Annotated in this window: 14 protein-coding genes; 8 read left to right on the top strand and 6 right to left on the bottom strand. The window is 62.0% G+C overall.

Features of this window, described 5'->3' with window-relative positions; all coding sequences use genetic code 11:
- Window positions 1-629: phosphotransferase (locus tag GY725_13560; GenBank protein MCP4005212.1), on the bottom strand; the 629-nt coding region annotated here is incomplete at its 3' end.
- 170 nt (window positions 630-799) lie between these two features.
- Between GY725_13560 and dacB the strand changes: the two genes are divergently transcribed.
- Complete coding sequence (dacB, locus tag GY725_13555; GenBank protein MCP4005211.1) at window positions 800-2,284, top strand: D-alanyl-D-alanine carboxypeptidase/D-alanyl-D-alanine-endopeptidase; 1,485 nt, start codon at window positions 800-802, stop codon at window positions 2,282-2,284.
- 62 nt (window positions 2,285-2,346) lie between these two features.
- On the opposite strand, the gene GY725_13550 is transcribed toward dacB, so the two are convergent.
- The 3 genes from GY725_13550 to GY725_13540 form a co-directional block, all read right to left on the bottom strand.
- Window positions 2,347-2,967 carry a lytic transglycosylase domain-containing protein gene (locus GY725_13550; protein ID MCP4005210.1) on the bottom strand — a complete coding sequence of 207 codons (621 nt, stop codon included), beginning with the start codon at window positions 2,965-2,967 and terminating at the stop codon, window positions 2,347-2,349.
- Window positions 2,960-3,292 (bottom strand): hypothetical protein, encoded by a 333-nt coding sequence (locus GY725_13545; protein MCP4005209.1) that lies wholly within the window; start codon window positions 3,290-3,292, stop codon window positions 2,960-2,962. The genes GY725_13550 and GY725_13545 overlap by 8 nt, the downstream gene beginning before the upstream one ends.
- A 202-nt stretch (window positions 3,293-3,494) precedes the next feature.
- Window positions 3,495-3,785: a bacteriophage CI repressor gene (locus GY725_13540; GenBank protein ID MCP4005208.1), complete on the bottom strand. Its 291-nt coding sequence runs from the start codon at window positions 3,783-3,785 to the stop codon at window positions 3,495-3,497.
- Between the two features lie 283 nt (window positions 3,786-4,068).
- Here GY725_13540 and rsmD point away from each other — a divergent pair, with 283 nt between their 5' ends.
- Together rsmD and coaD are read left to right on the top strand one after the other, a co-directional pair.
- Window positions 4,069-4,638 carry a 16S rRNA (guanine(966)-N(2))-methyltransferase RsmD gene (gene rsmD / locus GY725_13535; GenBank protein MCP4005207.1) on the top strand — a complete coding sequence of 190 codons (570 nt, stop codon included), beginning with the start codon at window positions 4,069-4,071 and terminating at the stop codon, window positions 4,636-4,638.
- A complete protein-coding gene (coaD, locus tag GY725_13530) occupies window positions 4,635-5,117 on the top strand; it encodes a pantetheine-phosphate adenylyltransferase (GenBank protein MCP4005206.1) in 483 nt (160 codons plus the stop codon). The genes rsmD and coaD overlap by 4 nt, the downstream gene beginning before the upstream one ends.
- Window positions 5,118-5,148: 31 nt before the next feature.
- Here coaD and GY725_13525 read toward each other — a convergent pair whose 3' ends face one another.
- Both GY725_13525 and GY725_13520 read right to left on the bottom strand, forming a co-directional pair.
- Window positions 5,149-6,504: a sigma-54-dependent Fis family transcriptional regulator gene (locus GY725_13525; protein ID MCP4005205.1), complete on the bottom strand. Its 1,356-nt coding sequence runs from the start codon at window positions 6,502-6,504 to the stop codon at window positions 5,149-5,151.
- Window positions 6,505-6,521: 17 nt separating this feature from the next.
- The gene (locus GY725_13520; protein MCP4005204.1) at window positions 6,522-8,558 is read right to left on the bottom strand and encodes a GAF domain-containing protein; all 2,037 of its coding nucleotides are present in this window, start codon (window positions 8,556-8,558) and stop codon (window positions 6,522-6,524) included.
- Window positions 8,559-8,764: 206 nt separating this feature from the next.
- Here GY725_13520 and coaBC point away from each other — a divergent pair, with 206 nt between their 5' ends.
- The 5 genes from coaBC to GY725_13495 form a co-directional block, all read left to right on the top strand.
- Complete coding sequence (gene coaBC, locus GY725_13515) at window positions 8,765-9,955, top strand: bifunctional phosphopantothenoylcysteine decarboxylase/phosphopantothenate--cysteine ligase CoaBC (GenBank protein MCP4005203.1); 1,191 nt, start codon at window positions 8,765-8,767, stop codon at window positions 9,953-9,955.
- On the top strand, window positions 9,952-11,325 hold the full coding sequence (locus GY725_13510) for a nodulation protein NfeD (GenBank protein MCP4005202.1): 1,374 nt from the start codon (window positions 9,952-9,954) through the stop codon (window positions 11,323-11,325). Before coaBC ends, GY725_13510 begins: the two co-directional genes overlap by 4 nt.
- Before the next feature lie 9 nt (window positions 11,326-11,334).
- Complete coding sequence (locus GY725_13505) at window positions 11,335-12,108, top strand: slipin family protein (protein MCP4005201.1); 774 nt, start codon at window positions 11,335-11,337, stop codon at window positions 12,106-12,108.
- Window positions 12,109-12,135: 27 nt separating this feature from the next.
- Window positions 12,136-13,065 carry an FtsH protease activity modulator HflK gene (gene hflK, locus GY725_13500; protein MCP4005200.1) on the top strand — a complete coding sequence of 310 codons (930 nt, stop codon included), beginning with the start codon at window positions 12,136-12,138 and terminating at the stop codon, window positions 13,063-13,065.
- On the top strand, window positions 13,062-13,549 hold a 488-nt coding region (locus GY725_13495), incomplete at its 3' end, for a hypothetical protein (GenBank protein ID MCP4005199.1). The genes hflK and GY725_13495, both read left to right, overlap by 4 nt.

Here is a 13,549-nt window from a genome sequence, read left to right as displayed (position 1 = left end):
TCCTGGTAGTCGAGGATGCGCAGACGTTCTCGTGCGTCGATCATCAGGTTCTGACTCTGGTAGTCGCGAAGGCAGACCACCCGCGGAAGCACCTCGATGGCTCCGGCCAGGGCGTCGAGTGCTTCGCGCAGAGTACCGGTCTCGGAACCCCGGAGTCCGTGCTCGACGAAGGTCTGCAATTCGAAGGCGATCCACTCGCGATCGAACAGGCGACGGAAGGGAAGCTCCCCTTCGGGGGTCGCGCGGTGAAGCCGTGCGATCAAGCGGACCGCCTCGCGAAGGCGCGGTACCAGGCTGGTTTCCGGCAGGTCACAGAGATGAGTGTTTCCCAGGTCCTCGAGCAGGATCCATCGCTCGTCGTAGTCGACCGCGTAGATTTCGGGTACCGGCAGACCTCGCTGCGCCAGAAAAGCAGTCATGGCCACGAAGGGGATTTCATCGGGCGCGGAGCGCAGTCCCGGCGGAAGGATGGCGGGGTCTTCTGGAAGTGCGTGCATGAGGACGGCACTCGTGCCGTCTTCGAAACTCACTCGCCAGTAGTGCCGGGCACCGGCTCCGCCGGGGAGTTCATCGAAGCGGGCGATTCCCGTCCGTCGCAGCCCTTCGATCCATGCCTGAGCCCGCTTCATCGGCTTTCGCTTCGGCGTTCCCGCCGACATCCTTGCGGTCGCCGTCCGCGCCGATGGGTGCACTTGTGTCGCCGACTGTTCACTGCGAGCAGGATGCCGGTCCGCTGCGGGCGGATCAAGCATTCCGCAGTCTGCGGCGCTCGCGCGGGCAGTCTTCTAAGTTAGCCGGGATGAGAAAACCCCGGCTCCGTCACTCCTGGATTCGCCTCTGGAATCACGCCTGGATCGCCCTTGGTATCTCGATCTCGCTTCTTGCAGGTGAGGCCCAGGCGGAGAAGTTCGAGGAGAAGGCGCTTGAATCATTCGTGAATGATCCGGCGATCCGCGGTGCGAACCTTAGCGTGGTGCTCGAAGAACTCGCGACCGGCGAGCGCCTCCTGGAGCATTCGGCGGACCACGCGCGCGTTCCCGCTTCGAATCAGAAGCTGATGATCGCGACGGCCGCATTCGCACACTGGGGACCGACCTACCGCTTCGAGACGCCGATCTACGCGGACGGAAGCCTTCGCGACGGTGTGCTCGATGGAACGCTCTGGGTGGTCGGCAAAGGGGATCCCACGCTGGTCTCTGAAAGTCTCTGGAAACTGGCCGAGGAATTGCGCTTGCTGGGCATCAGGGAGATCAAGCGGGGCATTGGCATCGATCAGAGTTACTTCGATGGAGTCACGATTCATCCCGACTGGCAGCCCGCTTCTGCGCGTGCCTACAACGCACGCGTGGCGGCCTTCGCGGCCAACTACTCGTCCTTTCGCATCGAGGTCCGGCCCGGCCCGGCAATCGGAAAGCCCGCGCAGGTCGATGTTGCACCGATGGTTTCGTATTTTCGCACCCGCTCGGATGCGCTCACGGTAAAGGGCAAGTCGCGGCTCGATCTTTCGATCGTGCGTCTGGCGGACGGCATCGGTGAACAGGTGCGCATTCGAGGATCGGTTCCCATCAAAGCCGAACCCCGGGCCTACTGGCGGGCGGTCTCGCAACCGGGACCCTATGCATCGGCGATCCTGCGCAGGCAGCTGGAAGCTCAGGGAATTCGCGTCACGGGTTCCACTCGCTTCGGTTCGCTGCCGGAGTCGGCGCGTGAGCTGATGCGTTTCAAGGGGGCTCCACTGGGCGAGAACGTGAAGAAGCTCAACAAGTGGAGCAATAACTTCATCGCCGAGCAACTCACGAAGGCACTCGGCGCCGAGATCTACGGAGCTCCAGGGTCCTGGGAAAAGGGCACGCGAGCGATCGGGGACCATCTGCGTTCAATCGGCCTCGACGCTGGCCATGAAGTGATTGCCGACGGCTCCGGTCTCTCGCCGCGCAATCGCATCTCGGCCGCGATTCTCACAGCGTTGATTCGCGACGCCGTAGCGCGTTTCGACTACGGGCCGGAATTTCTGGCGTCTCTGCCGCTGGGGGGACTCGATGGCACTCTGCGCGACCGGATGAACGGCAGCGCGATCCCTGTCCGCGGCAAGACCGGGCATCTGCGCAGGGTCTCGTCGCTCAGTGGTGTACTGCCCGCGGCCAGCGGGCGACGGCGGGTCTTTTCGATTCTGGTCAACGGTGCGAAGGGCGGGGCCCTCGAGGTCGACCGGGCGATCGATGCACTGGTTGCGGGAATGGCGGGGAGAGTTTCGGAAGAAGCACCGGCAGCGGCGTCAGACTAGCCTCGGATACCCGGCCCGGAATACTACGCCGTCTCGCGACGCGCCCCGATCAGATGACCGGGTCAGCGCGTTGCTTTCTTGTTGAAGTCGAGCCGAGCCATCACCTTCGATGCGTACTTCTCCGGGACGCCCGCCCCCCTGCGGACGCGGCGATCGACTGCGCCGGGTCCCCAGTTGTACGCAGCCAGGGCCTTGTCCCAGTCCTCATACCTCTCGTATAGGAATGCGAGATAGGAAGTGCCGAGTTTCACGTTCACATGAGGGTCGAAAAGCGTCTCGGATCCGTACCACTCGATTCCCAGCTTGCGGGCCTGCATCTCTCCGGTTGCGGGCATGAGTTGCATCAGTCCAAGCGCTCCCACGCTGGAACGCGCGAAATTCGAGAACCCGCTCTCTGTGTGGATGACTGCCGCGACCAGCTTTGCATCGATCTTGTACCGGTCGGCCTCTTCGATGATCGTACGTGCAACCGCCTCGACTTCAAACGGAGCAAGCCCCGACTGGAAATGCGAGAAGCTGTCGAGGACGAACCCGAGGCGACGATCGATCGGTTCGACGGCTGCGACGGCAGGCTCAACGGCCGGAGGGGCAGCGTCGACGGAGGCCTGGAAGGGAGTCGCCTTTGTCAGACCGCAGATGGAAAAAGCAACGATACATCCGATGAGCTTGATCGACTTATCCAAGAGCAATAGGAATCCCCACGGCCTTGAGAACGAAGTAGTTGTTTGCAGAGGCCCATGCGGGCAGCACGGTGAGCACGACCAGCAGTGCGAGCCTGAGCTTTGGGGGGACACTCCGGGTGACTACGAGGAAGCCCACAGCCAGAGTCGTCATTCCCATTTCAAACACGAGCCCTTCGAGAAGGCCAAGAGTCTCGAAGAGCCAGCGAGCGATCGGATTGACCTCGACGATCTCAAAGCCCGGGACGGGCTCGCGCAGACACAGATATGTGGTCGCGTTGTCCGTCAGGTTGAAAAGAACCACCAGGGCGCCGAGCAAGAATCTCATCCAAGTCCTCCGAATTCGGTCGGAGGAACTTCAAGATGCGTGCCGCAGCGCAGTGATGGCGCCGTTTCCTCAAGTGAGCCTTTAGCTTGGGCCGGCTCGTGCTAGCCCGTGCGCACGCACGAGTTCGCGAGTAGGAAGGCGAATTCCCAGAATCTGGGTAGTCAGGTGCTCTTCTTGGGCAGGTATGGCCCCTGGAGTCGCCTTAGTTGCGTCGGGTCTGCTTCCCTTTGCCGAGCAGGAGCCAATCGAGGGAGATGTTCTCCTTGATTGCGAGCGTGATCAGGAAATCCGCGTGGGGCGTCGTTCCGTTCTCGTAGCGGTTGACGTTCTGCTGGAAGACGCCGAGCTCGCGAGCGAAAGAGCGTTGTGAGCGATCACCACGGATCTGTTCGAGACGCAGCGGTATCTGCCTCTTGAACCGCTCCAGACTAGCCTTTGTGACTTTCGGACCTTTTGCTGAAGAGGTTCGAGAAGCCGCCGATCGCGTTGCCATTGCTGTCCTTTCTCTTCATCCTTGAAATGCTGTGGGTACTGGTTGTGCGAGCTGCCTTCCGGTGTTCTGCGGGTGCCTGCCCGGTTCGCGACCGGGAGGAACGAGGATTCCGGAGCCCGTTTTCGATGCCTGCGTCCGACTCTTCGCCTACTCGAAGGAGTGGCACGGGGAACACTCCTTCTTGATATCGCACTCAAAATCCGATGATCTCGGCATCGACGCGGCTAAGCTACCTGAATTGGCGGCGCATGTCGTGTCGGGTCAGTCGGGAGGGATGGTTTCGATGCGGGTTGTTGCCGGTCGACTGCGCAGTCGGCGACTCCAGACAGTTTCGGGCAGCGAGACTCGCCCGACGACGGATCGGGCCCGGGCCGGGTTGTTCGACTGGCTGGGAAATGCAGTGACCGGCTCGGTGTTGGACTTGTACGCGGGCTCGGGTTCGCTCGGGATCGAAGCGCTGTCCAGGAACTGCCACGAGGCGGTGTTCGTCGAGCGCAATCGGCGCAGCGTCGCGGTCTTGCGCGAGAACCTGCGCGCGCTCGATCTGCAATCGGAATCGCAGATCATGGCTCAGGACGTGAAGCGCGCCGTCCCGTTGTTGATCGAGTCCTCCAGGGCGTTTGATCTAGTCCTGTCAGATCCTCCTTACACCGATCCAGCTGCTGCCGCGTTGCAGAAGAATCCCGAAAACGCGCGACTCCTGGCGCCAGGAGGAGCCTGGATCATCCAGAGAGACGCACGCTCGCCCCGCAGCCAGCCTCCCGGTTTGCTATACCGGGCCTCCAGAGCCTACGGCGAGACGACTTTCGACTGGTTCGAGCCAGAACTGAATGAGGAGGGTGCTAGAGCATGAAGCGAGTCGCGGTCTATCCGGCCAGCTTCGATCCGATCACAAACGGCCATCTCGACCTGATCGATCGGGCGTCCAGCCTGTTCGATGAACTGGTCGTCGCGGTGGCCACCAACGTCGAAAAGGGCGGGACCTTCACGGTCGAAGAGCGGGTCGAGATGATCCGGGAAGTGCTCAAGGGCCGGGAGAACATCCGCGTGGACACGATCAGCGGGTTGTTGGTGGAGTATATGCGCTCCCAGAAATCGCGGGTCGTGATTCGCGGAATGCGGGCTCTTTCCGACTTCGAGTACGAATTCGAGATGGCGCTGATGAACAGCCATCTCTTTCCGGAAATGGAGACCGTGTTCCTCATGACTAGCGAGCGCTGGTTCTACGTCAGCAGCTCCCGACTTCGGGAACTAGTCCGGTTCGGGACGGATGTCAGCGAGTTCGTGCCCGAGGGGGTCTACGAGCGGCTGAAGGAGCGCCTCGGGGGTTGACCGGCATTGAACCCGTTCTTCGGACCACGACTCAGGCGTCGCGACCTATTCCGAGTTCCTTCATCTTGAGCTGAAGCCCGCGCCGCGAGAGGCCCAGGTTCTCGGCCGCTCGGGTCACATTGCCCTGTGTCGCGCGCAGCGCCTCCAGGATCGCGTCGCGCTCGATCTGACGCGTCGCGGTTCGGATGCGGTCTTTCAAGGTGAGAGGCCCATTCGCGGCGTCCGGAGTTTCCCCGCGCAACGCGGCGAGTTCGCCTGGCAGGTCCGAGAGTTCTACGACCGAGCCTTCGCATAGCAGTGTGGCTCGCTCGATCGCGTTCTCCAGTTCGCGGATATTGCCGGGCCAGGAGTGCATCTGCAGTGCGGCCATGGCCGCGGGAGTGATCGAATCTACCTGACGGTTTGCTCGCCTCGCGAAGCGCTGCAGGAAGAGTTTCGCGAGGGCCGGAACGTCTTCGAGTCGCTCCCGCAAGGGCGGCAGTTGAATCGGCACGACGTGCAAGCGGTAGAAAAGGTCTTCGCGGAAACGTCCCGCCTGCACTTCCTTTTGCAGGTCCCGGTTGGTTGCGGCGACCAGACGTACGTCGACCGAGATCGTGTGAGTGCCGCCCACGTGGTAGAAGCGGCCCTCCTGAATGGCTCGCAGGAGTTTGGGTTGCGCGGAAAGCGGCATCTCTCCGATCTCGTCGAGAAACAGAGTGCCGCCGTCAGCCAGTTCGAAGCGGCCGGGCTTGCGCGTGGCAGCGCCGGTGAAAGCTCCTTTCTCGTGGCCGAACAACTCGCTTTCGAGCAGGCCATCGGGGATGGCCGCGCAGTTGATCTTGACGAATGGACAGTCTGCGCGTTCGCTCTGCCGGTGTACGCTGCGCGCGACCAGTTCCTTGCCGGTTCCGCTCTCACCCATGATCAGCACCGTCGCCGGTGTAGGTGCGGCTCGCCGGACCACGTGTTTGACCGCTCGCAGGGCCTGGCTATCGCCTAGCAGGAGACGTTCGGGATCCTCATCACTCGAGATCCGCGCTTCGCGATCATCGAGGCGGCGCGTATTGACGGCCTTTACGATTACCTGGCCGATCTCGTCGGGATCGAAGGGTTTGGTCAGGAAGTCGAAGGCGCCCCGTTTGAGTGCATCGACCGCGCCACCGACGGTTCCGTGCGCCGTCAGAAGCACCGTCGGGATATCGGGATGGAGTTTCTGGACTTCATCGAGGAGTTCGAGTCCGTTCATGTGTGGCATCTTCAGATCGGTCAAGATGGCGTCGACGCGTTCGTCCTCGAGCATGCGCAGAGCGCTCACGCCGTCACCGGTTTCCAGCGTCTCGAAGCCTTCCCTGTGAAGCAGTGCCGAGAGCACGCGGCGCATGTTCGCCTCGTTCTCGACGATCAGGATGGTCCCTTCTCGCTTCACGCTGCCTGTTCCTCTTCCGGGCCTTCGGGACCGCTGGGGCTGAGGAGGATGCGAACCAACGTGCCTTCTCCCGGTCGGGAGTGCAATTCGATGCTTCCGTTCTGGGAGCGGATCAAGCGTTCGCACAGCGCGAGGCCCATGCCCGTGCCGCGTTCCTTGGTCGTGAAAAACGGTACGAAGGCGCGTTCGTGGGTGGCTTCGTCCATTCCCGGTCCGTCATCTTCGATCACGATCTCGACGCCAGCGGCTTCGCCTTCCAAACCGATGTTGCTGCGCGTGTGAATCTGAATACGGCCGGAGTCTTCGAGCGCCTCGAAAGCGTTTTGTACGATATTGATCAGAACGCGTTCGAGTTGAGTTGCATCGCCGCGAATCGTAGGCAGATCGTCTTCTGCTTCGATCGTAATCTGGATGTTCGATTCGGCTTGTGCGCGTATGACCGATCTCGCGCATTCCTCCACGAACTGCCCGACTCCCTTGATGACCGAGTTATGTGTCGAGGGGCGCGCGTAGTCGAGAAACGACTCGACGACCCGGTTCAAGCGCAGGACCTCCTCGACGATCAACTCGTGGAATTCGGCATTCTGGTCGTCATCCGAATCGAGTACGGCAATCGCTCCGCGAATCGCCGCGAGCGGATTGCGAATCTCGTGCGCGAGTCCGGTGGCCATCTCGCCCAGGCTCGCGAGTCGATCGCGTGCGCGGATGCGCTCAAAGGTCTTTGAGTTCTGGATGCTCACGGCCACGAGGTCCGCGATCTGCCGCAGTAGCCTGATTTCATCGGTCGAAAAGCTCTCTTCGGAGCGCGCGTCGCTCAGGGTCCAGAAGCCGACGACTTGATCTTCGGCGCACAGCGGCAGGACCAGTTGCGCATCGAATCCGCGCAGAATCCGCAGCAGGGTTTCCAACCTCTCGTGTTCCCGAGTGTCGCGCTCGCCCAGTTGCGAGACTTCGAGTTCGGAAGCCAGCAGGATCGGGCTTTCCTCCAATGCAGATACGAAGGTCGGATCTCGCATCAGGCTTACCCGTGTGCGCGGGGACAGGCCGATGCTCCCGGCCTGTTGGAAACCGACGTTCGCATCGTCGCGCAGGAAGAGTGAAGAGGCACGCAACTGATGAGTCTTCTCGAGACAGCCGAATAGCTCCAGAAGGAGTTCGTCGAGCGAAAGGATCTGTCCCAGCCGCTCGCGCAAGGGCTCGAGGCTGCGCTCGAGTTCGAGGCGCTCGGCGACGAAGCGGCGATCCATTGCGGCCTGGATGCGCTCGCGCATGGGTTCGAATGCGAACAGAAGTGCAAACGACGCGATGAATGCGTTGAATACGAAAAGGTCGATTCGCTCGCCGACCCAGATGCGAATCCCGGCAAAGAACCCCGCGAGGCAGACAGCCATGAGCGTCAAGGCGATCGCATTGCCCATGAGCTGGCGGAGATCGGCGACGCGCACCCTCGCCAGGTGCAGATACCCGGCGTACAGATAGAGCAGGGGCGGGAGCAAGGTGCCGACTCGAGGAAGTTCGAATTGCCACAGGATCAGATCACCGGCCACGCCCAGGATCACGATCGCATGCGCGATCGACAGGTAACGCAGTCGGACGTGTTCCGGTGAGGCATCGATCGCCGGAAGGGGTGAAAAGCGCGCCAGGACCCAGGCTCCGGCCAGAACCCCGGCGAAGGCCCACACGTGGATTGCCGCGGAGAGTTCCCGAGGTCGCGCTTCGAGCACGACTCCGGCGAACATCACGACGGGGGGCAGCAGGAGCAGCGGTCTGAGTGCGGACAGGTATCGGTTTCGCTCCGTCAGGTAGAGGGCCGAAGTCAGGGCGGTCGGGCCGAGAGCCAGGAGGCCAGTCTGTGAGGCTTCGTGGCCCCATTCGAGGCCCAGGCCGGCCATTCCGCGACCGAAACACCACAATCCGTAGGCGAGCGTCAGCGCGGCGAAGCTCAAGGTCGCCGTCTCGCGTCTCTGAACGAGAATCGCGATCAGCAGGACGGCCGCAGCCGCCGTACCCATGAATGCGCTCTGGATCTCCATTGAAGACGGGCTCCGCCTGGAAGCCCACTACTCTTCGGGCAGTTGGGCGAGGAGCCTGATTTTTCCCTCATGGACATGGACATGGACGAGGCGCCAATGTTCGCCGACCCTGGGAGGCCCTGATTGACAGTCCGAACCCTCACCGCTAAGGTCGATTGAAGTGCTTGGAATCAAAAGGGAATTCCTGAATTGAGCAGAGCTTCCGGGTGAGTCGTATCCTTTTGGGCCTATGCGGGGGCATCGCCGCCTACAAGGCCTGCGAGTTGGTGCGCCTTTTGGTCAAGCGCGGCCATGAGGTTCGCGTGGTGGCGACGCCCAATGCCCTCGAGTTCGTCTCGGAGCTCTCGCTGCAGACCGTGTCCGGCGCCCCGGTCCGATCGGAACTCCTTTCCATGTCCGGCGAGTCCGAGATCTCGCATATCGAACTGGCCGACTGGGCTGAGGTCGCGCTGATCGCCCCGGCGACCGCCAATACGCTGGCGAAGCTCGCCCACGGAATCGCCGACGATCTGCTCACGACGGTCTGCCTGGCGACTCAGGCGCGCCTGGTCCTGGCCCCGGCCATGAACGTGAATATGTACGCCCACCCGGCGACGCAGGAAAACCTGGCCACGCTGGCCAAGCGCGGGGCGAGTATCGTGGGACCGGCTTCGGGCGAACTCGCCTGTGGCTGGGAGGGTGAGGGTCGTCTGGTCGATCTCGAGGTGATCGCCGCTTCTGCCGAGCGGGCGATTTCTGTTGACGATCTGGCAGGTGAGGTCGTGTTGATCACTGCTGGCCCCACGGAAGAACCCATCGACCCGGTGCGCGTGCTCACCAATCGCTCGTCTGGAAAGATGGGCTTCGCGCTGGCCGAAGCTGCCGCCCGTCGCGGTGCAGAAGTCATCCTGGTCTCGGGACCGGTACATCTGCCTACGCCGTTTGGTGTCGACCGAATCGACGTTCGCACGGCGGTCGAGATGCGAGACAGCGTTCGCCAGAGCCTCCCGCGTGTGAGCCTGGCGATCCTGGCAGCGGCCGTGGCGGATTTCGCACCTTCGGCGGCGGCGCCGCGCAAGATCAAGCGTGCGGGCACGGAGCGGATGACGCTCGAACTGGAACGCAATCCGGATATCCTGGCCGAAATCGTCGCCGATCGGGGCCAGCGAACGGTCGTGGGTTTCGCTGCTGAAACCGATCGCGTGCTCGAGAATGCGCGCGACAAACTGACTCGCAAAGGCTGCGACCTGATCGTCGTCAACGACGTTTCGCGCTCGGACATCGGTTTCGACGTCGAGGGAAACGAGGTCAGCATTCTCGGTCCGGGCGGGGAAGATGTGGTCGAGGTCCCTTATGCGCCCAAGTTCGAAGTCGCGCAGCGCATCCTGGACCGCGCCGCAGAGGTGCATCGCAGATGACGTACCGCCATGGACTCTGGGCCATCGCGCTCACCCTGTTCTTCGTCCGACCGGCGCTCGCGTCGACCGTCTACGTAGCCACGGTGTCCGACGCGATCGGTCCGGCGATTTCCGATTATCTGGACAAGGCGATCAAAGCGGCCGACGAGGCGGGTGCAGATCTGCTGGTCTTGGAACTCGACACGCCAGGCGGGTTGCTCACGACTACGAAGGATATCGTCTCGTCGATCTTGAATGCGCCGTTGCCCGTCGCGGTGTTTGTTTCGCCGCGCGGCGCCTGGGCGGCTTCGGCCGGCACGTTCATAACGATGGCCGGTCACATCGCTGCGATGGCACCGGGGACGAGTATCGGTGCGGCTCACCCGGTCAGCAGTTTCGGTTCCAATCCCAAGCCACCGACTGTGCCGAAAGAGGACGGCGAGGAAGGCGAAGAACCCGCCCAAGGGGGCGCTACGGACTTTGCAGCCGAGAAGGCCGAGAATTTTACCGTGGCGTTCATCGAGTCGATCGCGGAAGAACGCGAACGCAACGTCGAGTGGGCAGTCGACGCCGTACGCAATTCAGTGGCCATCAAGCAGTCCGAAGCACTCGAGAAGAACGTGATCGACCTGGTTGCCGAGGATCTCGACCATCTGCTCGAGCAGCTTCACGGTCGCGTGGTGAAAGTCGGTCGCGGCGAAGTGGTGCTCGACACCGAGAACGCCCAGGTGCACTACTTCGAAATGGATCTGATCAATCGGATCTTCGCGGTGATCGGAAATCCATCGGTTGCCTTCCTGTTATTCCTGGCCGGAGCCGCAGGCCTGTACATCGAAGTGCAGAATCCCGGATTGATCGTGCCCGGCTCCATCGGAGTCGTATGTCTGATCCTGGCGGGTCTCGCCCTGCAGATCATTCCCTTCAACTGGATCGGGCTCATCCTGATCCTCGCCGGGCTGGGCCTGCTGGTCGCCGAGATCTTCATCACCAGCTTCGGCGTGCTCTTCGCTCTGGGCATCTCCTGCTTTGCCGCCGGAGCGTATCTGGTGTTTCGGGTGCCCGAACTCTCCGACCTCGCGGTTCCGGTGGTCTCCGTCATCCTGCCCACCGTTCTGGTGCTGGCCGGATTCATGGGCATCGTGATCTACGGCGTTTCGAAGAGCTTTCAGCGACCGCAGTTCGCGGGGGTCGAGAGCCTGATCGGGCAACAGGCGGTCGCCGACAGCGATAGCGATGCTGCCGGTCGGGGCCGGGTGCTCGTGCGCGGTGAACTCTGGACCGCCGAATCCGATAGCCAGATTCGGGAGGGCGACCGGGTCGAGATCGTGGAGGTGCAGGATCTGGTGGTCCGAGTGCGCCCAGTAGCGGCAACATCTTCCGACTCGGCCTAGAATACCCGCATGCCATTTCCATTCATTCTCATCATCCCGGTCGGAGTCCTGGTCATCTTCTGGATGGCCGTGCAGATACTCAAGGAGTACGAGCGCGGCGTAGTATTTCGCCTGGGCCGCTTCAGCGGCGTAAAGGAGGCCGGTCTTCGCCTGATCATTCCGGGCGTCGACCAGATGTTTCGCGTGAGTCTGCGAGAAGTCGTGATGGACGTACCCTCACAGGACGTCATCACGCTCGACAACGTCTCCGTCAAGGTGAACGCGGTTCTCTACTTTCGCGTGGTTCATCCCGAGCACGCGATCATCAAAGTAGAGAACTACCTATACGGAACTTCGCAGCTGGCGCAGACCACCTTGCGCAGCATCTGCGGTCAGGCGGAACTCGATACGCTGCTGGCGGATCGGGATCGCATCAACCGCGAATTGCAGCAGGAACTCGATCGCGGCACCGACCCCTGGGGCGTAAAGGTTCGGGCGGTCGAGATCAAGCACATCGATCTGCCTGCGGAGATGCAACGCGCCATGGCCAAACAGGCCGAGGCCGAACGCGAGCGGCGCGCCAAGATCATTCACGCAGAAGGAGAGTTCCAGGCGTCGGAACGCCTGCGCGAAGCCTCGGACATCATGACCCAATCGCCTTACACCCTGCAGTTGCGCTACATGCAGACCCTGTCGGAGATCGCTACGGAACAGAACTCGACGATTTTGTTTCCGCTACCCATCGACCTGGTGAAGCCGATCCTCGACGTTGCTGAGAATCACCGGAAAAAATCGGATAGCTGAGCGGTCGATCGTTCAGGGGGGGATGAGTTGAAGTCGGCGCCGCGATTGATGCTCCTTTTTGCGTTCATGGCGGCCGTCGGCGCCTACGGCTGGGTCGGCCTGTACCAGGTCGAACCGGATGAACAGGCCGTCGTGCTCAGGCTGGGCCGCTACTGGGTGACTCAGGGTCCCGGTCTGCAATGGCACGCGAAGTGGATCGACCGGCTTGAGATCCGTCCCGTCACGGTCACGTTTCGCGAAGAGTTCGGCTACACCACCTCGGAGCCGGGTGTCGAGTATCAGGATGATCCCGAGCAGCAGCGGCGCATGATCACCGGTGATACGAACCTGGTCAACGTGCAGTTCGTGGTTCAGTACCGGATCTCGAACCTCAAGGACTACCTTCTCAACGTCGCAGCGTCCGAGGTCGTCATCCGCGACACCGCCGAGGCGGCGATTCGCGCGGTCATCGGCGGGGAGCCGATCGATGGGGTGCTCACCGGTCTGAAGGCCAAGATCGCCAGCGATACGCAGCGCCAGATCCAGATGATCCTCGACGAGTACGGAGCGGGTATCGATGTGCGCTCCGTTCAATTGCAGGACGTACAACCGCCCGATCCGGTGAAAGAAGCTTTCGCCGAAGTGACGAGCGCCGAGCAGGATCGCGAGCGCATGGTTCTGGAGGCGCAGGGCTACGCGGACAAGATCCTTCCCGAAGCTCGAGGTGCCGCGGCGCAAGTGCTCAATCAGGCACATGCCTACAAGGAGGCGCGCATCCTGCGCGCGCAGGGGCAGGCCGACAGTTTCAACGCGGTACTCACTGAGTACAAAAAGGCCAAGGACGTGACCCGCATGCGTCTCTACATGGAAACGCTCGAGGAGATCCTGCCCCGCATGGACAAGGTCATTCTGGAAGAAGGGCAGGGCGGCAACGTCTTGCCGTATCTCCCGCTCGGTCGACGTGGAGCCCGGGAATGATGCGCTGGTTCCTCGCCCTCTCCGCCATCGTCGTCGCTCTGATCGGAGCGTTCTGCGTGATCATCATCGACGTGCGCGAACAGGCTTTCCGTACGGTCCTGGGTGATCCCGATTTCGAAATTCTGGGCCTCTACAAGAATCAGGCGGAGTTGATCGAGCCCGGCTTCTATGTGCGCATCCCCGGCCTACACCAGGTCCACCGCTTCGACCGGCGGCGTTTGCACTACGACGCTCGAACTTTCGAGGGTTTCACCAGCGAGAAGCTGCTGATCGAAGTCGACTACTACGCCATCTGGAAGATCGACCACCCGCGCACGTTCTACGAGAACTTTCCGAACATGGCCGAGGCGATCAAACGCCTCGATGACAGTACCTACAGCAAGGTACAGGAGACGATTCCGAAGAACTCCCTGAGTGACCTGCTGTCGGAGCGTCGCGAAGAGATCATCCGTTCGATCGCACAGGCGGCCAATGACGAGCTACG

The organism is bacterium, assembly GCA_024226335.1.
Lineage (GTDB): Bacteria > Myxococcota_A > UBA9160 > SZUA-336 > SZUA-336 > JAAELY01.
Note: the sequence above shows the minus strand (reverse complement) of the source record. Positions and strands in the feature narration are given on the sequence as shown.

Coding starts and splice junctions, on each gene's coding strand:
- rsmD (MCP4005207.1), top strand. CDS start 4,069: ATGCGGGTTGTTGCCGGTCGACTGCGCAGTCGGCGACTCCAGACAGTT.
- GY725_13540 (MCP4005208.1), bottom strand. CDS start 3,785: ATGGCAACGCGATCGGCGGCTTCTCGAACCTCTTCAGCAAAAGGTCCG.
- dacB (MCP4005211.1), top strand. CDS start 800: ATGAGAAAACCCCGGCTCCGTCACTCCTGGATTCGCCTCTGGAATCAC.
- GY725_13505 (MCP4005201.1), top strand. CDS start 11,335: ATGCCATTTCCATTCATTCTCATCATCCCGGTCGGAGTCCTGGTCATC.
- GY725_13510 (MCP4005202.1), top strand. CDS start 9,952: ATGACGTACCGCCATGGACTCTGGGCCATCGCGCTCACCCTGTTCTTC.
- GY725_13520 (MCP4005204.1), bottom strand. CDS start 8,558: ATGGAGATCCAGAGCGCATTCATGGGTACGGCGGCTGCGGCCGTCCTG.
- coaD (MCP4005206.1), top strand. CDS start 4,635: ATGAAGCGAGTCGCGGTCTATCCGGCCAGCTTCGATCCGATCACAAAC.
- GY725_13545 (MCP4005209.1), bottom strand. CDS start 3,292: ATGAGATTCTTGCTCGGCGCCCTGGTGGTTCTTTTCAACCTGACGGAC.